17 protein-coding genes and 1 pseudogene are annotated in these 25,569 nt (G+C 73.1%); 8 read left to right on the top strand and 10 right to left on the bottom strand.

Features of this window, described 5'->3' with window-relative positions; all coding sequences use genetic code 11:
* The first annotated feature begins 65 nt into the window (after positions 1-65).
* Entirely contained in the window at positions 66-1,451 is a 1,386-nt protein-coding gene (locus OG519_RS33725) for a cellulose binding domain-containing protein (RefSeq protein WP_405592255.1), read from the top strand.
* A gap of 258 nt (positions 1,452-1,709) precedes the next feature.
* Here the strand turns inward: OG519_RS33725 and OG519_RS33720 are convergent.
* The 3 genes and pseudogenes from OG519_RS33720 to OG519_RS33710 all read right to left on the bottom strand — a co-directional run.
* Positions 1,710-1,886 (bottom strand): annotated as a pseudogene (locus OG519_RS33720) (cellulose-binding protein); the annotation flags it as partial.
* A gap of 356 nt (positions 1,887-2,242) precedes the next feature.
* Positions 2,243-3,628, bottom strand: coding sequence for an MFS transporter (locus tag OG519_RS33715; protein WP_405592253.1), 1,386 nt, complete (start codon positions 3,626-3,628; stop codon positions 2,243-2,245).
* Positions 3,547-4,122: a helix-turn-helix domain-containing protein gene (locus OG519_RS33710; RefSeq protein WP_405592251.1), complete on the bottom strand. Its 576-nt coding sequence runs from the start codon at positions 4,120-4,122 to the stop codon at positions 3,547-3,549. Before OG519_RS33710 ends, OG519_RS33715 begins: the two co-directional genes overlap by 82 nt.
* A 338-nt stretch (positions 4,123-4,460) precedes the next feature.
* On the opposite strand from OG519_RS33710, the gene OG519_RS33705 reads away from it, so the two are divergent.
* Entirely contained in the window at positions 4,461-5,549 is a 1,089-nt protein-coding gene (locus tag OG519_RS33705; protein ID WP_405592249.1) for a hypothetical protein, read from the top strand.
* Positions 5,550-5,892: 343 nt separating this feature from the next.
* On the opposite strand, the gene tpg is transcribed toward OG519_RS33705, so the two are convergent.
* Both tpg and tap read right to left on the bottom strand, forming a co-directional pair.
* Complete coding sequence (gene tpg / locus OG519_RS33700; RefSeq protein ID WP_405592247.1) at positions 5,893-6,450, bottom strand: telomere-protecting terminal protein Tpg; 558 nt, start codon at positions 6,448-6,450, stop codon at positions 5,893-5,895.
* 9 nt (positions 6,451-6,459) lie between these two features.
* Positions 6,460-8,718: a telomere-associated protein Tap gene (tap, locus tag OG519_RS33695; RefSeq protein WP_405592245.1), complete on the bottom strand. Its 2,259-nt coding sequence runs from the start codon at positions 8,716-8,718 to the stop codon at positions 6,460-6,462.
* A gap of 396 nt (positions 8,719-9,114) precedes the next feature.
* Between tap and OG519_RS33690 the strand changes: the two genes are divergently transcribed.
* Positions 9,115-9,459 (top strand): cupin domain-containing protein, encoded by a 345-nt coding sequence (locus OG519_RS33690; RefSeq protein WP_405592243.1) that lies wholly within the window; start codon positions 9,115-9,117, stop codon positions 9,457-9,459.
* Here the strand turns inward: OG519_RS33690 and OG519_RS33685 are convergent.
* A complete protein-coding gene (locus OG519_RS33685) occupies positions 9,369-9,899 on the bottom strand; it encodes a hypothetical protein (RefSeq protein WP_405592241.1) in 531 nt (176 codons plus the stop codon). The genes OG519_RS33690 and OG519_RS33685 overlap by 91 nt on opposite strands.
* A gap of 213 nt (positions 9,900-10,112) precedes the next feature.
* Between OG519_RS33685 and OG519_RS33680 the strand changes: the two genes are divergently transcribed.
* The gene (locus OG519_RS33680; protein ID WP_405592239.1) at positions 10,113-11,261 is read left to right on the top strand and encodes a hypothetical protein; all 1,149 of its coding nucleotides are present in this window, start codon (positions 10,113-10,115) and stop codon (positions 11,259-11,261) included.
* Between the two features lie 69 nt (positions 11,262-11,330).
* Here the strand turns inward: OG519_RS33680 and OG519_RS33675 are convergent, their stop codons facing one another.
* The gene (locus OG519_RS33675) at positions 11,331-12,161 is read right to left on the bottom strand and encodes a hypothetical protein (protein WP_405592237.1); all 831 of its coding nucleotides are present in this window, start codon (positions 12,159-12,161) and stop codon (positions 11,331-11,333) included.
* Between the two features lie 477 nt (positions 12,162-12,638).
* Between OG519_RS33675 and OG519_RS33670 the strand changes: the two genes are divergently transcribed.
* The 4 genes from OG519_RS33670 (at position 12,639) to OG519_RS33655 (ending at position 15,872) form a co-directional block, all read left to right on the top strand.
* Positions 12,639-12,905 carry a DUF6400 family protein gene (locus OG519_RS33670; protein WP_405593183.1) on the top strand — a complete coding sequence of 89 codons (267 nt, stop codon included), beginning with the start codon at positions 12,639-12,641 and terminating at the stop codon, positions 12,903-12,905.
* Positions 12,889-13,134, top strand: coding sequence for a hypothetical protein (locus OG519_RS33665; protein ID WP_405592235.1), 246 nt, complete (start codon positions 12,889-12,891; stop codon positions 13,132-13,134). The genes OG519_RS33670 and OG519_RS33665 overlap by 17 nt, the downstream gene beginning before the upstream one ends.
* Positions 13,053-13,895, top strand: a complete 843-nt coding sequence (locus tag OG519_RS33660; RefSeq protein WP_405592233.1) for an IPT/TIG domain-containing protein — start codon at positions 13,053-13,055, stop codon at positions 13,893-13,895. Before OG519_RS33665 ends, OG519_RS33660 begins: the two co-directional genes overlap by 82 nt.
* A gap of 1,125 nt (positions 13,896-15,020) precedes the next feature.
* Positions 15,021-15,872, top strand: a complete 852-nt coding sequence (locus OG519_RS33655) for an IPT/TIG domain-containing protein (protein WP_405592231.1) — start codon at positions 15,021-15,023, stop codon at positions 15,870-15,872.
* Between the two features lie 470 nt (positions 15,873-16,342).
* Here the strand turns inward: OG519_RS33655 and OG519_RS33650 are convergent, their stop codons facing one another.
* The 3 genes from OG519_RS33650 to OG519_RS33640 all read right to left on the bottom strand — a co-directional run bounded on the left by OG519_RS33650 (position 16,343) and on the right by OG519_RS33640 (position 25,565).
* A complete protein-coding gene (locus OG519_RS33650; RefSeq protein WP_405592229.1) occupies positions 16,343-16,696 on the bottom strand; it encodes a VOC family protein in 354 nt (117 codons plus the stop codon).
* A 157-nt stretch (positions 16,697-16,853) separates the two neighbouring features.
* Positions 16,854-23,969 (bottom strand): SDR family NAD(P)-dependent oxidoreductase, encoded by a 7,116-nt coding sequence (locus OG519_RS33645; protein ID WP_405593181.1) that lies wholly within the window; start codon positions 23,967-23,969, stop codon positions 16,854-16,856.
* 288 nt (positions 23,970-24,257) lie between these two features.
* Positions 24,258-25,565: a beta-ketoacyl synthase N-terminal-like domain-containing protein gene (locus OG519_RS33640; RefSeq protein WP_405592227.1), complete on the bottom strand. Its 1,308-nt coding sequence runs from the start codon at positions 25,563-25,565 to the stop codon at positions 24,258-24,260.
* Positions 25,566-25,569: the final 4 nt, after the last annotated feature.

Raw genomic sequence — 25,569 nt, 5'->3', positions numbered from 1 at the left:
GGCCCGGAGGCATCATGGGAGCGCTCCCATAGCACGGAAGCCCCCCACACTCTCCGGAGACCACCATGCGTTCCCTCTCCCTGCCCAGCGGTCCGCGCAGGTCCCGCAGCCCGGTCGGCCACCGCCCCGACACCGGCCGCGGCGTGCGGCGGCCGGCCGCCGTCCTCGCCGCCCTGCTCGGCGCCGCCGTGCTCTGCGCCGCGGCCCTGCTCGCCGCGCCCGCGGCGACCTCCGCCGCCCAGGCCGACACGGTCGGCAACGCGACCCACTTCGACGGACTCGGCCAGCCCTACGGCGGCTGCGGCGTCCCGCAGTCCGAACTCGGCACGTCGGACTTCGTCGCCCTGAACGTCTTCAACACCCCTGGCGACTACGGCAGTTACCCCCGCCCGGTGCCGGCTGACCAGGCCGCGCGGATGGGCGCCTGGGAGAACGGCCGCAACTGCGGCCGCTGGGTCAAGGTGTCGATCGGCGACTACTGCACCGGGATCAACGACGGCGCCGCCGGCCAGCCGTTCTGCCGCAACGGCTCGTGGACGGCGGACGCGTACAACGGCGCCACCCTGACCATGCTCGTCGCCGACAGTTGCGCCGACACCAACGCCTGGTGCCGCGACGACCCCGGTCACCTCGACCTCTCCACCTCCTCGCTCGGCCGCTTCGCCCGGGGCGGAGTGCCCGTCACCGGCCTCGCCGACCACTGGAACAACCGCCACGTGTCCTGGAGTTACGTGCCCGCGCCCGGCTACACCGGGGACATCCGGATCGGCTTCCTCCAGGGGGCGCAGCGCTGGTGGCCGGCGATCTCCGTGGCGCACCTGCCCAATGGCGTGCACGGCGTGGAATATCTGGCCGACGGCGGCTGGCACAGCGCCCAGATGGACAGCGACATGGGCCAGGCGTTCATCCTGGCGCCGACGGCCTCGGGCGGCACCGACTACACTATTCGGGTCAAGGACGCCTCCGACGCGTACCTCTTCAACGGCCGCACCTACCACTTCTCGCTGCCGGCATCCTGCGCGGGCACCTGCTCGGGGGCCTTCACCGCCGTCACGTACACGACGCAGGACGGCACGACGCCCCCCACAACGCCGCCGACCACACCTCCCACGACGCCGACCACACCTCCGACGACGCCTCCCGCGTCCGGCTGCCAGGCGGCGCTCAGCGTCACCAGCCAGTGGAACGGAGGCTTCCAGGCCGAGGTGAAGGTGCTCAACCCCAGCGGCGGCAAGGCGATCAGCGGATGGTCGGTGGGGCTCCCGCTGCCGACCGGAGTGACCCTCGCCCAGGTGTGGAACGCGGTCGTCGACACCGGTGGATCGCCACTGACGCTGCGCAACGCCTCGTACAACGGTTCGCTGGCACCGGCGGCGTCGACGACCTTCGGGATGACACTCAACGGCACTGCCGCCGGTCTCCCCGGCCTCACCTGCGCGGCCACGACGTAGCCGCCGTCCGGCACGGCGTACCAACGCGCCGCCCGACCCGTCGGTCGGGGGCCGGTCGAAGGACCGGCCGGCAACACGGTGGAGAGGCGGCGCCGATGCCGGTGGGGCGCGGCGCCGATGCCGGTGACCGGAGCGCGGGCGAACCGGGCCCCGGCCACCGGTGTCTGACGGTCCGTCAATCGCGGTGCGCACTGACCGGTCGCGCGCCGCCCGGTGTCCGGCCGCTACCGGTCGGACACCGGGCCGACCCCGGCCGGTTCAGCAGCCGATCGGCGAGGAGCCGGCGGCGACGTCGTCGAACCAGAGCGTGTCGTCGCCGGTCGCGTAGCTCTCCCAGCCCAGCCGGAGCGCCGTCGGCCGGGGCGGCGTGGTGCGGGCGAGCCACTGCTGGTCGACGTCCTGCCGCGGCGCCGAGGTGTCGACGGCGAACCGGACGCCAAACTGTATGATTCGTCGAGGTTCGGCGTGCTCGCGCGCCGAACCTAAAGCACATCGGATCGCATGGACAGGACTGATGACCAATCAGGCCTGGTTCCCGATTTTCATTGGTTGGCCCACGGAGTCCGTCCAAACGGCTGGAAGTCCGTCGGCGCCGACCCGCTGTCGCGCAAAGGGAATACCTGGATCGGGTGGCCGAAATCATTGCCGGCGGACCGCCGGAGGGTTCCGGGCCGGACCTCACCAGTGCGAACCGCGGCGGCGGCTGCTCGACGGCCGACGGTGTGGCGACGCCGGCGAGTGGAAACCGGAAGATCCACCGCCGGCGAGCGGGGAGCCGGATCCGGACGCCACTACCGCGGTTCGGACACCGGGGCCGGCGTGACGGCTACCGCCACCGCGGGTTCCGGTCGGGTGGACATCTCGCGCCACGGACCGCCCAGCAAAGGGGTGAGAGTGACCAGGAGGTAACAGACGCCGATCACCACGAGGGTCGCGGTCAGACCGACATGGGCGACGGCGAGACCTGCGCCGAGTGATCCCAGCGGCATGGCGAGCCATGCCCCGGCGCCGATCACACCATAGACCCGTGCGCGCATGCCGGCCGGCACCCGTTCCAGCTTGAGGGCGCCGATGGTGGGATTGACGGCCCCGGCGGCGAAGCCCGAGATGACGAAGAGGGGAACCAGTGCGGCCAGCGGCAAGCGAACTGCCAGCGCGAGAAAGGGCGGCGCCCCGACGAGTGCGAACGCGGTGACGAACGTCGCCCGCCGGGGGAGCCGGTGGCCCACCACGCTGAAGACCAGCGATCCGGCGAGGGCGCCACCACCGGTCGCGCCGACCAGCACGCCGAAGGCCGTCGCTCCCCCGAGGTGCCGGTCGGCCGCCACGGGGAGCAGCACCGTGCTCTTCGCGGCATCGAAGAGGTTGGTGACCAGGAGCAGGGCGACCACCGCGCGCAACAGCGGATCGCCGACCAGCACCCGAAGTCCGTCCCGGAACTGTGACCAGTAACCCGCGCCGGCCGCAGGCGCGCCGGGCCAGGCGTCGGTATGCGGGCGCAGGAGCCGGGGGACGAGCACACGGACCAGCAACCCGGAGGTCAGGAAGGTCGCCGAGTCGACGATCAGCACGTTCAGCGCCCCGAGGAGGGTGGCGAGCAGGCCCGCCACCGGCGCGCCCACCAGCCGGGCGGTGCGCTCGCTCGCCTCAAAGAGACCCACCGCGCGTTCCAAGGGCATGTGGGCGACGGCGGCGGCTTCGGGCAGCAGTGCGGACCGGGCGGTCTGACCAGGTGTGTCGAGCAGCCCCGAACAGAAGACGAGCAGCATCAGCGACCAGAACGGCAGGCCTACCGCGTGTTCCAACAGTGGCACGCTGCCGATCGTGACGCCGGACACCAGATCTGCGGTCATGCTGGCCTTGCGGTATCCGACCCGGTCCACCAGGACGCCGCCGAGCGCGCCGCCGATGATCACCGGGGCGGTGGCGCACGCACCGGCGATACCGGTCGCCGTCGCCGAGCCGGTGCGTGCCAGGACGTAGAGCGGCAGTGCGATGAGCGTGAGCATATTGCCGGTCAGCGAGGTGGTGTGGGCTGCTATGAGGCCGATCAGAGGGCCGCGCCGCCGCCGGCTCACCTGGTTGGCGGCATCCGCTACTGCGGTCTGCGGAAAGCGTGGTACATCAGGACGACCGGTTGCGTCCCCGGGGTGTCGCGGTTGCCGCGCTCCTCCCATCGGGCGGCCACTTCCTCCAGTTCTCCCTTCAGCTCGCCGAGTTGTTCGGGGGTCAGATGGAGTGTCGCGTCGCTGCTGACGGCGTTGTTCGCCCATCTCTTCCCCAGTGAGGACTCGCTGTCCAGATAGCGCTCCAGCAGATCGAGATAGCGCTGGATGATGGCGTGGCGCAGGGCCTGCGATGCCTCCGCGCGCTGTGGGTCGTCGGCACCGTCGGCGGGGCCCAACACGGTCCGTGGATGCGCGGCTTTCCACCACCGCTCCCGCCGGTCCCGCGCGAGTTCGGGAACCTCTTCCACCAGATGGTGTGTGGCCAATTGGCCGAGGTGATAGCTGACACCCCCGACGGGCTCCCCGAGTATGTCGCTGAGCAGGCCCACCGTCTGTGGGCCCCGGATGCGGAGCTCTGCGAGCAGCCGAAGCCGTGTCGGGTGCGCCAGGGCGCGCATCGACTTGGGATCGGTGGGTTGATGGCCTTCAGCGGAGGTGTCCATGCCGCCAACGTATATATACAAGACTTCTTGTGCAAGAGTTCTTGTTTATTGAAGAGCCCAACGGCGGCGGTGTGTGTGGTCCGCGTGTCGTCGTGCGGTACGTCGGGCCCCCGTGGGCACGCGGAGACGACCCGATAGGCTTACGCACCTGGCGAGTGCTTCTTTGCCCGCGACTGACTGGACCCTGGACACGTCCCATCGTTGCAGGTCAGCAGCGCTTCCCCAGTTATTTGATCAAGACTCGGCCAAGCCTCTGGTCCGGGAGCTGCTCTGCCCGTCGCTGCCACTTCACCAACCCGACGGTTGTCGGGCCCGACACGAACCCGGAGACGGACGCCTTGAGACCCGCTCACACCCGTTGCGTCATAACCGCCCTGCTGGCGACCGTACTTGGCGCACTGTCACTGACCGCCGCCGCGCAAACGGCGTCAGCCGACGACATCCTCGGCGCCACCAGCACCGACGGCGACATGACCGGCGACGGCCACGCCGACCTGGTGGTGGTCGGTGCACAAGCCGGACTCCCCTCGGGCCTCTGGCTGGCCCAGGGCCTGGCCGGCGACCAGATCGACACGGCCGCCACCGACATCGGCGCGCAGGGCACCGGTGTCGGCTCAGTCGGGTCGCCGGCCGACTGGAACGGCACTCAGGCCGTCACCGGCCATTTCCACACAGGAAGCGGCTTCAACGACGTCCTGGACTACGACCCCGCCACCGGCGTCGGCACGATCTTGTACGGAAACGGCACAAGCGCGGCTTTGCCGACCACCAGCGGCAACGAGGTCAACGTCCCTTCGCCCGTCTTCCAGGAAAGCCTGTCCGGGCAGACCGCCACCTCCGTCGCCAACGGTGGCAGCCTCTACAACACCGTCAACGGCAATCCCGTCACCGGCTTCCCGGACCTGCTCCTGGTCCTCGGCGGGAACCTCCTCGACGAGGCCGCCATGCCCACCCCCGGCGCGTTCACCGGAGCCGACGCGGCCCTGCCGCTGTCCGGCACCAACCCCGCCGGCACCGGCGACTGGACCGGCTGGACCCTCACCAGCACACTGACCGGCGGTCTGCCCGCGCTGTTCGCCCGCGACACCACCGGCGGCAGCCTCTACTACTACAGCCCCGCCGATCTGGAGAACCTCGCCATGGGCGGCGCCGCCAACCCGCTGCAGCTCGCCCCGAACGGCTGGTCCGCCACCACGGCGCCCGTCGTCCAGGCCGCCGACATCAACGGCGACGGCGCCCCTGACCTGTGGAGCGTCAACGCCGACGGCACCGTCACGGCATACCTGCTCGACGGCACCACACTCACCGCCCAGAACCAGCAACAGCTGACCCCCGCCGCCCAGACCAGCCCCTGCACCGGTGTCGGCACCGGAGGCCACCACAACGGCCACCGGATCCCGCACCACAAGCCCCCTGCCCAGAGTTAGGGAGTGTTTGAGGCGTTCCGCCGGGAAGGCGCCCGGGGTGGCAGCTACAGCACGGCATCCGCTCGCCGTGGGTGGAGGCGGCCCAGGGCTCGGGCAGTACGTCCACTCCGTCCACGGGGCACTCGTGTGTGTCCTGGTGTTTCTCCTTCTCCTGCTGGCGATGTATCTCTACGCCCTCCACCGTCGGCGCGGGCGATGAACCGTCCGCCCGGCGGCCGGGCGTAGCGAGACCGAGCCACAGCACCGGATACGGCGGAATGGCGACGGCAGCCGCCCCGCAGCACGGTCGAGCGCGGCGCCCGGGTCCGGGAGTCCGGGGCTGCGCGCTGGTCTGAGACGCCTGCTACAGGTCGAATTCCAGGTGCTCGATGTCCGTGAAGCGGACCTCCTCAAGGCTCCCCGCGCGGCGGCCGCCGTCCTGGAAGTACACCTCTTTGAGTGCGTCGGCGGCGATCTGCCGGAGCTGCTGGTCGCCGGCCCCGGCCTCCTGGGCCTCGAAGAGGCGGGCGGCGTACTGGGGTGGCAGGGCGACGGTCAGGTGCCGGACGCGGTCCTGGTCCGTCGAACCGATCGGCGCGGTGTAACCGAGCCGGGCCCGGGTGTCGATGACGATGCCGCCCGAGACCGCCGCCCTCGCCCTGGCCCTGGCCCGGATCTGCGGCTGCCACCGCTTCTTGACCTCGGTCTCCAGCCGGGCGGCGAGGTCCGCGCGGGGCTTCTTGATCTGGTCCTTCACGTACCGCTCGACGGTGCGCTGGGAGATCCGCAGCATCCGCGCGACCGCCCTGGTCCCCCCCAACTGCCTGACCAGGTACCGCATCCGCGCGCCGGCCGACTTCGGCACCGGGCGGGTGAACGCCCTCTGCACCGCGGCGTCCAGGCCGTCCCCGAACATGCTCATCGCCCCGACCTACTCTCCGTTGTCGACATCGGTGACGGTACCGTCCTTGATGTACCGGGCGAGGTTGAGCTCCGGGGCCCCGAACCGCTCCCGCACCTCCTCGCCCCACCAGATCGGCTGGGTGCCTTCGTGCTTGACCAGCCCCGGGTTCACCCCGAGCCGGAAACCGCCGGGCAGCGGCTTGCCGTCGCGGTACGGCAGGAAGTCCAGCGGCGATGCGCCGTCGACCGCGTAAACGACGCAGTCAGACAGGACCGCCACCGGATACTGCCCGGTGAACGCCGCGTGCCGGACCAGCTTGCGGTGCAGGTTGACCCGGGTCTTGGAAATGACCGCCGCGCGGATGTCGGGACGCCAGGTCGGCCGGGACAGCGCCCGCCACGGCTCGCCGGGCCGCCAGCCCTCGCCCCGCGGCCGCTCGCGCAGCTTCCCAAGACCGCCCTTCACCGTCGCCTTGACCGCCGACACCACGATCGCCAACTCGGCGTCTCGGCCGCGGTAGCCGTCCATCGCCGCCAGGAAGTCCGCCGGGGCCAGGTCCGCGGCCACGCCGAGGTCGGCCATCGTGGCCAGGTAGGCGTCGCGCAGCCGGTTGTACCAGGCGTCCAGGTAACGACCGCTGTCGTACCGTACCCACGCCTGCTCCGGACGCACCTCGTAGCCCAACTCGACCGCGTAGGCGACGGTGGGCGTGGCGTACCAGGCCGGTCCGTCCGGGCGGTCGCCCTTCGGCGTGAACGGGCTGGGCAGCAGGGCGCCGTCGAGCTCCACCCATTCCTTGCCGGCCTTCACTCTCGACAGGTCGACATGGGAGAGGTCGACCAGCCACGAGCCGGGCAGCTTCGGGTCGAACGCCGGATCGCTGACGTGCGTCGGCGCGCCGAGGCCGACGATCAGGCCGTTCGCGCCGGCGGCGAACGCCATGTTGACGTCCAGGCCCACCAGGTGGCTGCGCGTGCACTCGCTGTCGGTCAGCGGCCGCGCCCAGTCGTACGCCTCCTCGAACAGCTTCTCCGCGGGGCCCCGGACGTGGAAGCGCGGCATGTCCTTGACCAGCGGGTGCCCGTCCGGGGCCTCGCACGGCGCCGGGTCGACCGGATCCTTCCCCAGCGAACCCGGATTGTGCTCCGAGACCCGCTTCCCCGTCACGTCGGCCGCCGAAGCACGGGTCGGCGGGTGCAGCGCGGTCATCAGCTCCAGGCCGGTCACCGCGGTGGAACCGCGCGGCGTCATCACCCGGGACGCGTACACACCCAGCACCCGCGCCAGTTCCGCCGGCGGGAGCTGTCCGGCGGGGCCCCAGTGCCGGGTGTCCAGGGCCTGCCAGGACGGAACGCACAACTGCACGCAGGCTCGTTCCGAACCGGTCGCGGGACGGTAGATCCGCGCCCACGGACCGAACCCCCGTTTCGTCAGCTTCCATTCCGCGCGGGCCAGTTGCCTGATGACCTTGTGGCCCTCCGGGAGCCGTCCGGCCAGCCGCTCCTCGTGCGTGAGGGCGACGGGCAGGCCGTAGCGCTCCAACGCGGCCTCGGTGAGCACCAGCAGCGGGTCGGCGTCCTTGCCCGGTCCGGACAGCTTCGGCTGGCCCAGCCGCGCCTTCGACAGGGTCCAGTCCACCAGCGCCGGGATCGACGTGGCGGGTACGTCCAGGATCAGGCCGCCGATGCAGTACGCGACCACCCGCCCGTCGGTATCGACGTCGACGACCGCGAGCGGGCCGTTCTCAAACCGCGGCTCCACACCGCCCGCCGGGGGGACGGCCTCGGCCGCCTTTCGCGCGCCCGGACGCCGCGGAGTTGGCGACGGTCCGGCGGTGCGCGGCGGGCGCGGCGGGCGCGGCGCGGCCACCGGGGCGGGGCTGTTGGCGGGGCCGGTCCGGGCGGTCCCGGACGCGGTAGCGGCCTCAGCACCGGGCGCCGGATCCGGGGACGGAGGCGGCGCTTGCGCCGGGGCCGGCACGCCGGGGAACGCGGCCGGGGGCGTTGGCGGCGCAACGTCCTGGACGGGCGCGGGCGCGGCGGCCGGAGCCGGGTAGAGCTCCGCGAGCCGCCCCAGCAGCCGGGCGTAAGCGTCCCGCTCCGGCGGCCGCGGCTCGGTCTTGCCGGACTCCCAGCCGCTGACCGTGGCCCGCCGCACCTTCAGCGCGGTGGCCACCTCGTCGATCGTCAGACCGTGTGCGGCGCGAAGCCGTTTGCGCTCCGTTGGCGGCGGCAGCGGAGAGCGGGACGCGACCAGCGCGTCGACCGCGTCGAACAACCCGGACATGGGACACCTCCGGCTCCACACCCTATCCAAGCGAACGTACGCATCACGTACGTTCGCCGTACGAACGGCGTACCGAGGGTGTTTGAGGGGGCGCCGTACTCGGGAGCCCGGGGAGGTGACCGTCCCGTACGCAGGATGCGACGCGGCTGGAGGGCGGCTTCACCGAGGCCCGAGGGGCCCGGCGGGAGCGGGGCGCCGCGGGCTGCCTTCGCGGCTGAGCGCTCCGGCGGGAGTGGCCGAGGGGTCCGGTTCCCGGGCCGGGGAGGGGAGTCGGGCTACCGGCGCCGCTGGCATTTGCGGCCACCGCCTCATCGGGCGAGGATCCACCGGACACGTACCGGCCGCCCGGCGCAGCCCCCGCGCCCGCGCGACCGGTGGACGAAAGGCGGTGTGCGGGTGAAGGACGAGCACGAGTTCCTCGACGTCGGGGAGCTGCCGTGGACACCGGCAGCGGGTTCGCCGGGGGTCAGCGAGCGGGTGCTCGCGGCCGGACCGGACGCGGCGGTGGAAGTCACCCGGCTGGCCCGGTGGGCGCCGGGCCTGGACACCTCCGCGGCCGGGGTGATCCGGCACACGTATTACGAGGAGGTGTATCTCCTGGAGGGTGAGCTGGAGGATCTGACCCTGGGCCGCACCTTCACACCCGGCCACTACGCCTCGCGGCCGCCGGGCATGCCGCACGGCCCGTACCGGACCGGCCCCGGCTGCGTGATGCTGGAGATCCGCACACCGGCGCCCTGACCGTCCCGGTGGGGCTCCGCGGGTTGCCGGGCGCCGGAGTCGTCGTCGGCGTTGAAGACGAGGAGGTAGCGGTCCGGCCAGGCGGCGACGTCGCTCTCGTGCCGCGACAGGGTCTCAACGGCCTTGAGGTGCCGGCCTTCGCTTTCGGACGCCGTTACGAGGTCCCGCATGATCGTCATCTCGCCCGGGTGGTGGCGCAGCGCTTCGCGCCAGGCCGGTATCGCGAGGTCGGGCAGGCCGCCTTCGACGCAGGCGTATCCGAAGTCGTAGGGTGCCCGCCCCGTTTCAAGGCCCGCGGTCAGCGCCTCGGCCGGTTTTCGGAGGTCGTCGAAGATGGCCGCGGCGGTCCGTCCGAGCACGGGCGCCACGTCGCCCGGCGGCTGGTTCACGGCGGTGGCTCGCGGTTGGCGGAGCGCGGCGGGGATGGCGCCGTCGTCCACGAGGCCCCGTGCCTTCCGCGGTTCGGCGGAGTTCGGGGGGCGGTTTCCGCGCGAGAACAGGTCGGCGGTCTTCTCGCGTCACCTGCAGGTTGCTCAACGCGATTGCCTGACGGGGCGGGCGCGTTGGGGGTCGGCGGCGGCGCATGACGCGGATCAGGGAACCCCGCGGGGTGTCCGGTCCGTCCTTTCCTGTGGCGCGGAGGGGTGGTCGGAGTGGGCGGAAACGTACGGTCCTTGTGGCGGAGCTACTGGCCGCTGGCGGTGCTGCCGCTGGCGGCCGGTCTGCTGGACTGGCTGCTGTGGCTGGACGGGCAGGCGTGGAGCTGGGCGGACTGGGCGTCGAACTTCGGGCTGGGGGCGGTCACCACGATGGTGGTGGGCATGCTGCTGGCGCGGCGGCAGGGTGAGGTCCAGGAGGCGCTGGCGGAGCTGGAGCTGACCGAGAAGGTGGCGATCTTGACCGCCGCGGTCCCGCTGCTTCGGGCGGACAGCCTGCCGGGGCCGACGTACCGGTCCCTGTACGACTGCCGGGCCGGTATGGCGCTGGTGCCGCTGGCCAGGGAGGCGATGCAGGAGGAGTACCTGCGGACGGTGGTGAAGGTGCTGGCGGCGGCACGGGCGGGGCTGGGGTCGTCGCTCAGGTCGTACACGCGGTGGACGGACGAGGACTGGGCCGATCTCGCCCATGTGGTCGAGCAGTTGCGGGAGACCGCGGTGCGCAATGCGGGCAGGTCGGCGACGCTGGCCGGGTTCTGGTCACGGGAGATCGACGGCGGGACCCGGGAGTTACGGGGGGTGGCGAGCGGGGGGCTGCCCTTCGAGCTTTTCCGCAGGCACTTCACCACGGGACCGGACCGGATCCGTACGTCGCTGAGCTGGGACCTGCTGGCCGGGCTCGACGCCCGCGGCGACGGCAGTGTGCGGCTGGAGAAGATCAGTACGCAGGTGCCGCCGTACGAACCCGGCGTCCTGGCGGGCTACTTCGCGCCCTGGTACGGCGACGGACAGGACGAGGTCGGCCACGACCATCCGGGCGCGGTTCCGTTGCGCCATACGGAGATCGCCGCGGCCGGCGCCGTGCTCGCCCCCAGCCGCCTGGCCCGTATCGAGTCGCTGCGCGACCAGTACGCGGGCCGGATGGGCGGCGCGGAGATCTCGCTGCTGCTGGCCACCTACGCGCTCGGCGGCAACCGTTTCCTCGTCCTCGACGGCAACCACCGCCTGAACGCGCTGGCCCGGTTGATCGCGCAGGGGTGCCCTGTCACGCTCACCGAGTTCCGGCTGACCGCGCCGGTGGACCCGGTGCTGCTGCCGGATCTCGCACACTTCGGGGACGGCGCGGGGGCCGTGCCCGAGGGATAAGGGGCCAGGCGGCGGGGCCGTGCCGACGCCGGTCGGTGGGAAAACCTTGCGCCGAGGGACGGATTCGGCTCACGTGGCCTTCCAGGTGAAGGAGAAGACCACGGTCGAGCCCTTGCAGAGGCCGGGCGAGAGCATTCCCGCCCGCAGGGTGTCGGTCTTGGTGTCGTAGTCGATTCCTTCGGCCTCGTAGGCCCCCGAGCACTTGCTGACTTTCGGCAGTGTGAACAGATCGGTGACGGCCGCGTCGATCTTCCTGCCGTCCAGGGTGTGCGGCAGGTCGAGTCGCAGCAGATCGCCCTGGTCGGCGGTGCACAGCAGGCGCTGGGCGGAGAAGAAGTCGCATCCCTGGATGTTGTCGACGACGTGGTCCAAGGTGACCTGCCCGGCCTGCGGGAGATTCGCGCCCGGTGAGGTCGACGTGTTCAGCAGCGGTGCGGGGAACACCTGAAGCCGCTTCTGGGCGCCGAACTCGCCGGCGACGATCCACTGGCCGTCGGGGGAGACGGTCACGAAGGAGTTGTTGAACAGCTCTCCCCGGTCAAGGGCGTGGCGGAACTCCAGGCGTTTGCCGCCGGCGGTGGTGACCAGGAACATCTTGCCGGAACCTTTCCGCTCGTACGCGTCGAAGGTGCTGCCCCGCGCGATGTCGAGATCGCCGACGTGCTGGAAACCCTGGCCGCGGACGGCCAGCGGTATGCTGCCGGGCCCGCGGTGCACCAGCGCGCCGTCCGCCGTGCTGGCGATCCCCTCCGCGCCGGTCAGCGAGCTCACCGTCGTCCTGCCGGCCGGTGTCCACGTGCCGTCGGGGGTTGGGCCCTTGGCCGCCGAGCAACCGGACGCGAGGGCCGCTACCAGAGCGGCGCAGGCGGTGGTGGCGATCAGCGAGAAGCGAATCCGCATCGTAGTCCTTGGTGGTGATGGGCCGTCATGTCCTTCACCTCACAGCCACGCACTGGGGCTCCGGTTGGTTCAGCGCCGTTTCCGGACCGGGCGAGTCCGCCGCTCCGCGCCAGGTACAGCTCAAGATCGCTGTCGCCCAGCGGGAAACTTTGGCGTGACGGAGTCCGTCCGGCCGCTACGCGCTCGCCGACGCCCGGCTGGCTGGCTGGCTGGCTGGCTGGCTGGCCCAGGGGGCATGGGGCCCGCCGGGGCGTTCCGCGGGGACGGGGGTGAACCGCGTCACAGTGCAGGGGAGGGGTCGGGGGCCCCGGCCGGGATGGGGGGACGGCAACGGACCCGCCCCCAGGGCCGATCCGGGCCGCGCCGATGGTGGCACCGCGGGGGTGGCCGGTTAGGGCGAGGTTAGGTCACCCTTCCCTGGCGAGGCGGTGCCTGGTACAGATGGTGGGATTCCACCGGCACACCGGAAGTCTCGCCATGAACCAGGACAACACCACCGGCCCCACCCCCGCCGACTCCGCCGACTTCACGATCGACCTGACCTTCGAGGAAGCCCGGCGCCGGGCCGAGGTCGTGGCCGCGCTCGGGCCCGACTGGGACCCGGCGGCCGCCCTGCGGGGCGAGGACGAGGCGTACGCCCTGCTCTACTCGGGCCTGGACGCCGACCAGCGGCGTACCTACGACATGCTGGTGGCCGCCGGTGTCCTGCCCGGAGAGGAACCGGGCCGTGCCGCTACCCATTGACCCCCAGGCGGACCCCGCCCGCCGCGCCTGGGTGCCCTGCCCCGTGTGCGACGACGCCCGCCACTGCGCGGCCTGCGCCGACACCCGAAACTGCGAGGAGCACTGGCGCTACCTGCTCTCGAACGCCGGGCCGGTCATCCACCTCCAGTGTCCGCGCTGCACCCACCTCTGGTCGCTGAACACCCGCCCCGGCGCCGCCCGCCCCGGCGGCACGGCGCCCCGCGTCTGAGCCGGCCGGCCCAAGGACGCCACCCGGGCGCGGTCCCGCCCGCGGGGCCGCCGCTCAGCCCGACCGCCGGTGTCACGGTCACCACCCCCGGCGGCAGCGCGGAACCCGCCAACTTCTACTACCTCACCCCGCCGGTGGCCGCCACGGCGGCCCCCACCTCGGGACCGCTGGCCGGCGGCACGCCGGTGACCGTCACCGGCACCGTCTTGCAGGGCGCCACCTCCGTGACCTCCGTCGGCACCCCCGGGATCATCACCACCAACACCGCCTCCACGATCGCCGTCACCACCCCGGCGGGCGCCGCCACGGGGCCCGCCCTCATCATCGTCACCACCCCCGGCGGGGTCACCGACAACCTCACCATCACCTACACCGCCGCGCCGACCATCACCAGTGTTCTGCCCGTCACCGGCACGACTGCCGGAGGCAAGGTCGTCGCCATCACCGGCACCAACCTCGACACCGTGACCCGCGTCATCTTCGGCGCCAACACCGCGCCCTTCCTCGCCGCCCTGACCAGCACCCAACTCGCCGTGGTCACACCCCCGGCGCCCTGGGCCTGGTCAACGTCACCGTCACCAACCCCGTCGCGAGCGCCACCGCTCTCCTGGCGTACACCTATCTGCTGTGAGCGCGCGGGCCCGCGCGGAGCGAGTCCGTCCGGGGCGCTACGTCGCCCCGCGGCCGGTCGGGCCGCGGGGCTGAGGCGCGGGAGGCACCGGCCGGGACCGGGTGGGTGCGGCCGAGGTGATCCGGGTTGACGCCCGGTCGGCACGTCGCGGGTGTTCTCCCACGCGGTGCCCTGGTGCGCCATGCGGGCGCGCGGCTTCCCCGCCGCGCAGCACCGCTTCTTCGGCCGCACCGCGCTGGTCGGCACCGAAGCGGCCAGGGGGCTGGAGATCGACGAGCCCGCCGCGCTCGTACGCGCCCGCGCTCTCGCCCCGGCCCCGTACTCTCCGACCGGTCCACGACCGCGCCCACGCGTCGCCACCGCCGCCAACCGACCAGGTGTCGACCAGCAACTCGGGGTCACACCCCCGGAGGAGACAGGTGTCCCCAGGCCAGCGCACATACAGGGGCGCGATGGCAGACACGCTGGGACATACCTGTGCGCCCGTACGTTGGTGACACCCGGCGAGGGTCGGCTGTGCACGCCCGGCCCGCGGCACGTGCGCGCGCGGCTTTGGACCACGGCAGTGGGCCGGCTCGGCACCGCGTGGACGAGGGCCGCCCCGCCGTTGAGTGTGGCGACGGGTGTGCGCGTGCGCCGGCTCGGATCGGCGGGCGTCGTAGGGCGGTCACGTCGGGCCGCTGGGTGGTGCTGATCCCGTCCCCCTGGGTGCGGGGTGCCCGTCTGACGGGTGCCGGGTTACGGCGGCTGGTAACGGGGCACCTGCGGACACCTGGTCGATGCTGGGACGGCGGACGTCCGCAGGCCGACCCCCGGAGGGCCCTGCTCCACCAAACGGGTGATCGGGCGTCAGTTCTCTTGTGGGCCCGTTCACTCCCGTGGATGCCTGAAGACACACGAACCGGTGGGCCGCCCATTCCTTGTCCGGGGAAGCTCGGCAGTCGGCCCACCCGTTCCCATCCTCCCCCGCAGAGAGGGGTGGACGGTCAGGCCGCTGCACTGCGGCGAGCGCCCCGGGGTGGAGGAAACGGCCGGCCGGCGTGTGCTCCGGCACCAGCCGGTCAGGCAGCGCCCCGCGGGCCGTACGGACCGCGCCGCACCCGGGCCGAGCGGCCCTCACGCACCGCGAGCCGGCGGGATCTCCCGCCGCGGCGAAATGCGGCACTCCCGCGCCCGGCAGCACGGGCCGCGCCGGATGAGGGCCCGACCAGGACCGCCGCCGGTGATCACCATCGAACTCCCTGGAGGACCCGTCATGTCCATCCCCATCCCCCCGATCAGCATCCCCGGACTGCCCGGACTACCCGGTCTGCCGGGGCTCTCGGGGCCGCCGCTGCTCTTCGCGGCGACGCCCCCCTTCGGACCCACCGCGGGCGGCAACGTCGTCCTGCTCGTGGGGCTGAACCTGGGTCACGCCACCAGCGTCACCTTCGGCGGCACCCCGGGCACCGTCATCTTCTCCGACCCGATCGGCCTGAGCGCGGTGGTGCTCGCACCGGCACACGCCGCGGGCACCGTACCGGTGGTCGTCATCACCCCGGCCGGCACGAGCAACGCGGTGAACTACACCTACGTGGCCAGCGCGCCGACCACTCCCACCGCGACCGCGATCGCCCCGGCCACCGGGCCGGTCATCGGCGGGACCGCCTTCACCATCACCGGCACCGACCTGACCGGCGCGGTCGTGCTGTTCAACGGGGTTCCGGCCCTCGGGGTGACCGTCAACGCCGGCGGCACGTCGCTGACCGGCACCACGCCGCCCGGACTGCCGGGCAACGCCACGGTCACCGTCACCACCACCGGCGGCTCCGCCACCGTCCCCGGCGGGTTCACCTACACCGCCATCACCCCCGGCCTGCCCGTCGTCGCGGCGCTCGTGCCTCCCACGGGACTCGCCGCCGGCGGAACGCCCGTCGTGATCATCGGAAGCAACCTCACCGGGGCCACCGTCACCATCGGCGGTGCCCCGGTCACCGGCGTGACCGTCGACCCGACCGGCACCGTGCTGATCGGTACCACCCCGGCGGGCGTCGCCGGCGTCGCCGCGGTCGTCGTCACCAACGCGGCGGGCAGCACCACCGTCCCCGGCGGGTACCTCTACATCTGACCCCGCCCAACCGGGTGTTCTGCGGACCGGCCCCCCGGCCGCACCCCGGGGGCCAGACCCCGCCGATGAACCCTTCGCACGCCGGCCCCCCGGAGCCTCGCTCCGGGGGGCCGGCGCTTTCCGCTGCGCGGGACACCCGGGCGAGCAGTCCGGCGCCGCCCCAGCCGACCCGCCCGACCCGCCTCCGGCCGGGTCCCGGCTCCCGGCCTACCCATCTCGCCCCGGGGCCGGTGCTTTCGTGTGGGCGCCCAGCCGCACTACGTCGGTCGGCTGACTTGCGGGGGTGCCCCGCGATCGATCGTGGGGTGTGCCGGCCCGGGCGTTCGGCCGGGGTTTTCAGCAGGCGGTCCGGCGGGCGGTGTGGACGAGGTCCGTGCTCGCTCGGTGCTGGTCGGGCCGGCTGGGCCTGGGCGGCGCATCGCGGTCTGGTCGTGCGTCCGGCCGGGCCGAGTAGCTCCGGGAAGCCGCGGTCAGGCGGGCTGCCACAGCTCGACGCGGTTGCCCTCGGGATCGGTGACCCAGCCGAATCGGCCGACACCCGCCATGTCCTGCGTTTCTTCGGCCACGTCCGCTCCCTTGGCGCGCAATTGCGCGAGCATCGCGTCCAGATCGCCGACCCGGAAGTTGAGCATGGTCTGCTGGCTGCCGGACCCGAAGTAGTCGGTATCGGACGCGAACGTCGCGAACACCGTCGGCCCGGCTCCCTGACGCCACAGCCCGTGCTCGTCCGTGTCCAGGCCCAGGCAGTCGCGATACCAGGCATTCAAGGCCGCCGGGTCAGCGGCCCGCAGGAAGTAGCCGCCAATGCCGAGTACATGTTCCATGCCGCCATCCTGCCAGGGTGGTGATCGGGCGGGGCCGGTTACGGGCGGCCCGGGCCGTACCACCGAGGCGCGAGGAAAGGCCCCGGGGGGCCGCCATGGCGCTGGCGGCCCCCCGGGGGCTCTTTGCGGTTCCCGGCCCGGTGGGGCGGGGACCGTCTCAGGTGGTGGAGGAGGGAGGCTGGTCGGTGCCGCCCTGGAGGGGGAGGCCCATGTGGTCGGCGAGGCCGTCGGCCAGTGCCGCGACCGTCGGGTGCTGCCAGACGAAATTGCTCGCCAGCCGTACCCCCAGATCGGATTCCAGACGCACCCGCAGTTCGGCGGAGAGCAGCGAGTCGAAACCCAGGGCCTTCAGCGGGGTCTGCGGGTCGAGGACGGTACCGCCCAGTCGGAGGACCGCCCGGATGTGGTCGGCGAGGTAGGTCTCCAGAGCGGTGCGCCGCGCGAACCCCGGGCCCAGCGCGGTGAGGACACCGCGGATACCCCTGTCCTCGCCCGCGGCCGCTTCCGGCTCCACCACGCCCACCACCGCGGCGGCCGCAACGGGCTCGGCGGCCGGGTCCTGCCGGGGTTCGGTGCCCGGCGCCGGCGCGGGGGCGACGGCGCTGAAGAACGGCGACCGCAGGCTCCCGGCCGGAATCCACGTGCCCGGATCGCCCGGGAGCACCCCCGTACGGACCCGCCCGTGCGCCAGCAGCCGCTGGAGCGCCAGCAGGCCGCCGCCGGTCGGGATCGTCTCGTAGCCGCGGTCGGCGAACCCGGTCGCCACCCCTGTCTGCCCCCACGGGCCCCAGTTGACGGCCAGGGTCGGCAGGCCCTGGCCGGTCCGCCACTCCGCGAAGGCGTCCAGCCACGCGTTGGCCGCGGCGTACACGCCCTGTCCCGGATTGCCCAGCAGCGAGGCCATCGAGGAGTACACCGCGAACCAGTCCAGGCTGTGCCCGGCCGTGGCGCGGTGCAGATTCCACGCCCCCCGGACCTTGGGCGCCCACACCCGCCGCAACTGGAAGTCGCGGACCTCGGTGATCGCGGCGTCCTCCAGGACCATCGCGCAGTGCACCGCCCCCCGCAGCACCGCCCCGTCCCCGGTGGCCGCCGCCACCAACTGGGCGGCCGTGCCCGGCTTGGCGATGTCGCCCAGCACCACCGAGACCCGCCCGCCCGCGGCGGACAGCTCCCTGATCGCCTGCGCCGCCGCGAGTGAGGGCGGCGTACGGCCGTTGAGGACGATACGGCCCGCGCCCTGCTCGGCCAGCCACCCGGCCGTCGCCAGGCCCAGACCGCCCAGACCGCCGGTGACGATGTAGGCGCCGCCGGCCCGCACCACCGGTGCCTGCTCCGGTACGACCCCGGCCGCCGGTCCGTCGTCCGGGACGGTCAGGACCAGTTTCCCGATGTGCCGGGCCCGGGCCATCAGCCGGAACGCCTCCGCCGCCCGCTCCAGCGGATAGGCCGTGCAGTGCAGCGGCTTCAGCCGGCCGCCGGCGAATTCGTCGAGCACTTCGCGCAGCACCGCCGCGAACACCTGCGGGCGGGCCCGTTGCAACTCGATCAGATCGACCGCGCTCAGCGTGATGTTGTGACGGAACGGGCCGAGGCCCAGGGGTGCGTCCGCGTGGATGTCCCGCACCCCCAGCTCCACGAACCGGCCGAAGGGCCGCAGCGTCTCCAGACCCGCCCGGATCGCCGCGCCGGCCAGCGAGTTCAGGACCACGTCGACACCCTCGCCGCCGGTCGCCTCCCGCGTCTGGGCGGCGAAGTCGAGCGACCGCGAATCCATCACCGGGCTGATACCGATCCCGCGCAGCCAGGCCCGTTTCTCCTCGGTGCCCGCGGTGGCCAGCACCCGGGCGCCCAGCAGCCGCGCGACGGCGACCGCCGCCATACCCGTACCGCCGCTGGCCGAGTGGATCAGCACCCTTTCCCCCGCGCCGAGTCGCGCGACGTGCCGCAGCGCGTACCAGGCGGTCAGGAAAGCCACCGGCAGTCCCGCCGCGGCCACCGGGCCGAGCCCCGCGGGGACCCGGGCGACCGCGGTCACCGGGACCGTCACGAACGACCCGAACGCGCCGCCCTCCAGATGAGCGGCCACCACCGCGTCCCCCACCGCGAACTCCGTGTCCGGCCCCACCGCCGTGACGACACCCGCGCACTCGAAGCCGATCCGGTAGCGGACGTCGCCCTCCCCCGGCAGCATCCCCAACGCGGTCAGCACGTCACGGAAGTTGACGCCCGCGGCCTGGACCCGTACCTCGACCTCGCCCCGCCCCGGTGCCCGCCGGGCCACCGCGGCCAACTCCAGGCTGTCCAGATCCCCCAGCGTCCCCGCCCGCAGCCGGAACCCGTCCGTCCCGTACCGCACCACCTGCCCCGGGACGGCGACCGGGGCGGGGCGGGATCCTTCCAGCGGCGCGCGCTGAAGCCGCGCGACACGGCGGACACCGCCGCGCAACGCCACCTCGTCCTCCGCACCCCCGGCCATCAGTTCCCCCGCCGCTTCCCGCAGCCCAGCGCGGGTCACCCCGGCGTCGACCAGGACCGGCCGCAAGCGCGGCTGCTCGCAGGCCACCACCCGGACCACACCGCGCAGAGCGCTCTGTCCCAGGCCCGCGTGCTCCCCCGCCTCGACCGCCACCGCACTCCGCGTGACCGCGTACAGGCGCGGCGGATCGCCGCACCCCGCCGCCGCCCGTGCGATGCCCAGAATCCGCCGGGCCCGCTGCTCGGCCACCGCCACCAGGCCGTCAGCGCTTCCGGCGCCCGCACCAACACCCCTCGGGCCGACGGCACTTGTGCCGCTGCCGTCGGTGTCGGTGCCGTCTTCGGCCTCGCCGTCGGTGCCGTCGGTGTCGGGTCCGCAGACCATGACCACGGACTGCGGGGGGAGGGGGGTGGTCGCCAGATACGTACTCAGGGAGTCGCTGAAGGATTCGACGAGTTCCGAACCGAGCGGGATGTCCCAGACCTCGGCGCGCGCGCCGGCGTCGCGCAGCGCGTCGGCGAGGGTGCCGGCGTCGCCGCCGCCTTCGCCGATGACGAGCCAGTTGCCGCCGCCGGCCGGCGGGTTCGCGGGGCGGTCGGCCCGGTGCCAGGCGGTCTCCAGGAACCAGCCGTCGACCGTGGCGGCCTGTTCGGCGTCGCTGGGACGGCGGTAGGCGAACCGCACGCCGTCCATCGTCATCACGACCGTGCCCGCCTCGTCCAGCACCCGGATGTGGCCGGTGATGCTGTCCGCGGTGGTCTCGGTGACCCGGGCGTGGCAGTACACCGCGTCGGCCGGATCGCCCAGGACCCGTACCGTCCCGATCCGTACCGGCAGGATCAGCCCGGTGCCGCCGTCCAGGGTGGTGCCCGCGATGAGGGTCTGCAGGCAGCAGTCGACCAGGACCGGGTGGACCCGCAGCGTCTGCTCGCCGGCCCGCGCCCGCTCCGTTGTCCGCGCCCGTTCCGCTTCCGGTTCGGGGATGCTCAGCCGCGCCCAGAAACTGTCACGGCCGGACGAGGTGCGCAAAGCGGTGATCCCGGTGAACGCGGGGCCGTGTTCCAGGCCCCGGGCCCGCAGCCCCGCGTAGACCGCGGCCGGCTCGAGGACGGCCGGATGCCGGCGCGCCAGGGAACCGACCGAGGCGGTACGGGCGCGCGGCGGCCCGCTCTGCGGCAGCCGCAGCACGGCCGAGGCGTACGCCGTCCACGCACCGCCATCGCCGCCGCCATCGCCGCTGTCGCGTGCGGAGATCTCACACACGGCGTGGTCCGGCGCGGTCATCGTGACCGTGGTGCTCAGCTCGGTGTCGCCGTCCAGGCGCAGCATCTCGTCGAAACGGACATCGGTGATCTCCAGATGTGCCGGGTCGCATCCGAACACCGCGCAGCCGGTGGTCAGCGCCAGTGCGTAGTGCGCCGCACCGGGCACCACCATTGCGCCGCGGACCCGGTGATCGGCCGCCCACGGCGGGCTCGCCTCCCCGACCATCGCGTGGAAACTGTGCCGCAGCAGCACACCGGGCACTTCGATATGACGACCCGGCAACACACCGGGCAGGCGGGGTGACACACCCGCCGGGACGGGCAGCGCGTCCGGCGCGGCCGGGGGGATCCCAGGCATGATCGCCGGGGTCCCCGTCGCGGCGGCCGGCGCCCCGGGCGCGGCGGCCGGCTCCCCCGTTGGGGCGGGCCGTGCACCCGGCACGGCGGGCAGAACCGCGGCCCTGGTGGACGGCGCCCCGGTCGACGCGGGCGACACACCCGGGCTCGACGACAGGGCCCCCGGCTCGGCGGACGGCGCCCCTGACCGGCCGGACCGGGTCCCCGGCTCGGCAACCCCCGCCGGGGGCGGCTGCTCTTCCGCCGGGTCGGGCCGCCCCCCGGTGGGGGCGGTCGGGATGAGGTCCACCCAGTGCCGGGCCCGGTCGAACGTGGTCGTGGGAGCGTCCACCAGTCGGCCCGCCCCGTACAGCGGTGACCAGTCCACCGGCACACCCGCGCAGTACAGCGCGGCCAGATGGGTGCGGAACGTCGCGACCTGCGGCTCCTCGCGGCGCAGGGTGGGCAGCACGACCGGACGGGCGACCAGTCCGGCAAGGCCGCGTTCCACCGCGCGGGTGACCACCGGCTGCGGGGAGATCTCGACGTACAGCCCGTGCCGGTCGGCGGCCGCGGCCGCGACGGCCGCGGCGAACCGCACCGGCCGGCGCAGGTTCGCGCACCAGTACCCGGCGTCCAACTCCCCGGGGGCGAGCGGATTCTCGCTCACCGTGGAGTAGAACGGCACCACCGGCGTCATCGGCGACAGATCCGCGAGCGCTGCCCGCAGGTCGTCGAGCAGCGGGTCGACCTGCGGGCTGTGCGAGGCGACGTCGACCGCGACGGGCAGCGCGGTGATCCCGCGCGCGTTCCAGACCCCGATCAGCCGGGCCACCTCGGCGGGGTCGCCGGAGATCACCGTCGAACCGGGCGCGGCCACCACCGCCACCGACACGCCCCGCGAACCGGTCACCGCCATCTCCCGCTCCACCGCGGCCCGGTCCAACTCGACCGACGCCATCGCGCCGGCCCCCGCGATCCCGGCCAGCAACAATGAGCGGCGGCAGATCACCCGGACCCCGTCGGTCAGCGACAGCGCCCCGGCCGCCACGGCCGCCGCCGCCTCGCCCATCGAGTGCCCGATCACCGCGGCCGGCTCGACCCCGTACGAGCGCCACAGCGCGGCCAGCGCGGTCTGCACCGCGAACAGGGCCGGCTGCACCCGCGCGCACCCGGTCACCTCGTCGCCGGAGCGGATCACGTCCAGTACGGAGAAGCCCGCCTCGCCGCGGATCAGCGCGTCGGCCTCCTCCAGGGCCGCGGTGAACGCCCGCTCCTCGTCCAGCAGTTCCCGCCCCATGCCCGCCCATTGCGAACCCTGCCCGGAGAACACCCACACGGGCCGGCGTACCGCCGTCACACTCACCGCGCCCGCGACCACCCCCGGATGCGCCCGGCCGGTGGCGAAGGCGTTCAGCGCCGCGACGACCTCATCTCGTCCGGCCCCCACCACACCGAGCCGGCCCCGCCCCGGATCCCGCCGCACCGCCAGGGTGTGCGCGACATCCCGTATCGCCACGTCCGCGCCCTCTTCCTCCAGCCACCGCGCCAACCGCCCCGCGGCCAGCGGCAGAACAGCGACCGACCCGGCCCCCACCACGACGACATCCGGCGAACCCCTGGCGCCGGAATCCCTCGGGCCCGAACCGGCCGGACCAGCGGGGCCCGCGGGCGACACCGGCACGGGGGAACGGTGCGCATCCGGCACTGGCGGGTACGGACCGGCCGGCGATTCGGCCGCGCGGTCGGGGGCCGGACCGGTCGGCGTCCCGGGCGCGATCGGGTCCGCGCCTGTCGCTGCCGCCGGGGCCGCCGTCGCGGGTAGGGCCGCCGTCGCCGGTGGGGCGGGGGCCGGCCGCGGCGGGCGGCGGTCCGGGTCCGGGGACGCCGCTTCCAGTAGGACATGCGCGTTGGTGCCCGAGAACCCGAACGAGGACACTGCGGCCAGCCGCGCCGTGGCCGCCGGCCACGGAGTCAGCACGGTCGGAATGTAGAAACGGGTCGGCTCGGCGTCGATCGCCGGGTTCCAGCGGGCGAAGTTCAGATTGGGCGGGATGAGCCCCTGCCGCAGACTCAGCACCGTCTTGACCAGACCGGTGATCCCGGCGGCCGGCTCCAGATGCCCCAGGTTCGTCTTCACCGAGCCGAGCGCGCATCGCACCCGCCCCGCCCCGTACACCCGCGACAGGCTCGCGAACTCCACCGGATCGCCCAGCGGCGTCCCTGTCCCGTGCGCCTCGATCAGCGCGACCTCACCCGGATCCACCCCCGCCCGCGTCAGCGTCCGCTCGAACAGGGCCTGCTGCGCGGCCGCCGAGGGAGCCGCCAGCCCGTCCGAACGCCCGTCCTGGTTCACGCCCGACCCCCGGACCACCGCCAGCACCCGGTCGCCGTCCCGCCGTGCGTCCGCCAGCCGCTTCAGCACCGCGACCGCGCAGCCCTCCCCGCGCACGAAACCGTCCGCCGCCGCGTCGAAGGTGTGGCAGCGCCCCGACTGCGACAGCATGCCCATCCGCGCGAACGAGTCAGCCGTCCGCGGCCGCAGCATCAGGGCGACCCCGCCGGCCAGCGCCGTATCGCACTCACCGTCCAGCAGCGCCCGGCAGGCCAGATGGAATGCCACCAGCGATGACGAACACGCGGTATCCACCGCCATGCACGGGCCACGCAGTCCCAGCAGATACGACACCCGCCCCGCCGCGACGCTGTGCCCGTTGGTCAGGATCGATCCCTCCAACTCCAGCGGCTGGCCCGCCAGCCGGTCCATGTAGTCGTTGTAGCTCAGCCCCGCGAACACACCGGTCTGCGAACCCGCCAACCCGCCCGGCCTGATCCCCGCGTGCTCCAGCGCCTCCCACACCACCTCGAGCAACAACCGGTGCTGCGGATCGAGTACGTCCGCCTCACGTCCCGACACCCCGAAGAAATCGGCGTCGAACCCCGTGACATCCCGCAGATAACCCCCCGGCCGCAACGCTCCGCCGGCGCCGGACGCGGCACCGGCGCCAGTTGCCCGGCGGTCGCCCTCCCACAACGCCACGCGCTCCGCCGGCGCCGGCCCGACGCCCTCACACCCGTCCACCAGGAACCGCCACAACGCTCCCGGTGACTCCACGTCCCCCGGCAACCGGCACCCCACACCTACCACCGCGACACGTCCCGACACGCCATCCGAACCGCCCGAACCACCCACGACACTCACCCCACCGATTGCCAAACGCCATAAGAAGCAGAAAACTCCGGAAAAGTGAACAGACCCCCGGTGCCGCGACCGCGGAAACGGGGCGGCTCCGTGAGACGAGACCCGAAGACACGGGGACCAGCCGGAGAAAGCGGGTCCCGGCGCGGGTCGACGGGTCGTCGAAATCAGCGGGCCGAAAGGGAAGGGAGTCCGTTAGAGAGGGGGCCGAAAGGACCGGGGACCCGGCCGACCCGGGAGGGCGGCGGCCCGCCCACCCGCGCGGCCTCGGCAGTCCGCCGGTCACTCGCCCGGGCTGCCCAGCAAAATCGCGCTCTTCACCCCGCCCACCTGATAGTTGAAACTCAGCGCGTAGTCGAAGTCCAACAGCCGCGTATGCACACCCGGCACCGGATCGAAGGTGAGATTCCCGGCCGGCTGCTCACAGTTCGCCGTCGGGCACACCTCTCCCCGCTCCATCATGAGCAGGGTCAGCGCCACTCCCAATGCCCCGGCCGGCGCCCCGTTATGGCCGAAACACCCCTCCTGCGACGTCATCAGCAGGTCCCGTGCCCCAGCCCCGTACAGCTCGCCGATGGCGTTCGACTCGAAAGCCGTCACCACCACGTTCCCGTCACTGCCTCCGTGCACGTACCGCACGTCGGCGATATCCAGATCCCCCAGGACCCGCCGTACCGCGGACACCAGCTCCGCACCCGTCTCGTCGCTGGCCAGCGGATTCGCCAGCCCGTCGCGCGTCGTCGCCTGCCCCAGCACCCTGCCGTAGACATGAGCACCCCGCCGCGCGGCATGCTCGCGGCTCTCCAGAGCCACCGTCACCGACCCCTCGCCGTGATTGATGCAGTCCGCACGCCGGTCGTACGGCCGCATCAGCGCGTCGAACGACGGCAGCAGCGCCGGCATGTCATCCGACCGCAACGCCTCATACGTCCCCTGCGCGCCCCGCAGCAGTCGCTGGATGTTCCCGATCAGCACCGTGCTGAACACATCCACCCCCGTCACCAACGCCACGTCCACCTCGGCTGCCGCGATCATCCGCCGCGCGTTCCCGATCTGCACCGCGGATGACGCGCACCCGCACGACACCGTGAAGTTCGGCCCCCGCGACCGCAACAACGCGCCCTGCACCAACGCCACGTCCGATGGCGTCACCGCCTGCTCCGCCGCGACGAACAGCTCCAACGCCTCCGAGGCCGACACCACTTCGGGATCGGCTCGCAGCACCGCCAGATAACTCGCCACGTTGGCGTCGATTCCCCCGCGCCCGACCAGCACCGCCGCGTCGCCCAACTCCCCGGCGCGGACGTCCAGATCGGCGTCGTCACACGCCTCCATCAGCGAGACCAGACCGAACCGGTGCGCGTCCGTGTAATGACGCGAAAAGAAGGGCGCCACATCTGGAACACGCTCACCGAAGACGCCGTCCGGCAGACTCACCGAACCGTAGAACGAATTCGACCGCGACAAGCTCGACACCCCCCGCGACGCCACCCCCCACAAGTCGTCCGCCGAGAACACCGGCCTGCCCAATCCCGGCAGACAACACCCGATCCCCGTCACCACCGTGTCCCGACCACTCATACCGGTCATCACC

The sequence above is a fragment of the Streptomyces sp. NBC_01190 genome (genome assembly GCF_045039895.1).
GTDB lineage: Bacteria > Actinomycetota > Actinomycetes > Streptomycetales > Streptomycetaceae > Actinacidiphila.
The sequence above is the reverse complement of the archived record's forward strand: the minus strand, read 5'-3'. Positions and strand labels throughout refer to the sequence as shown.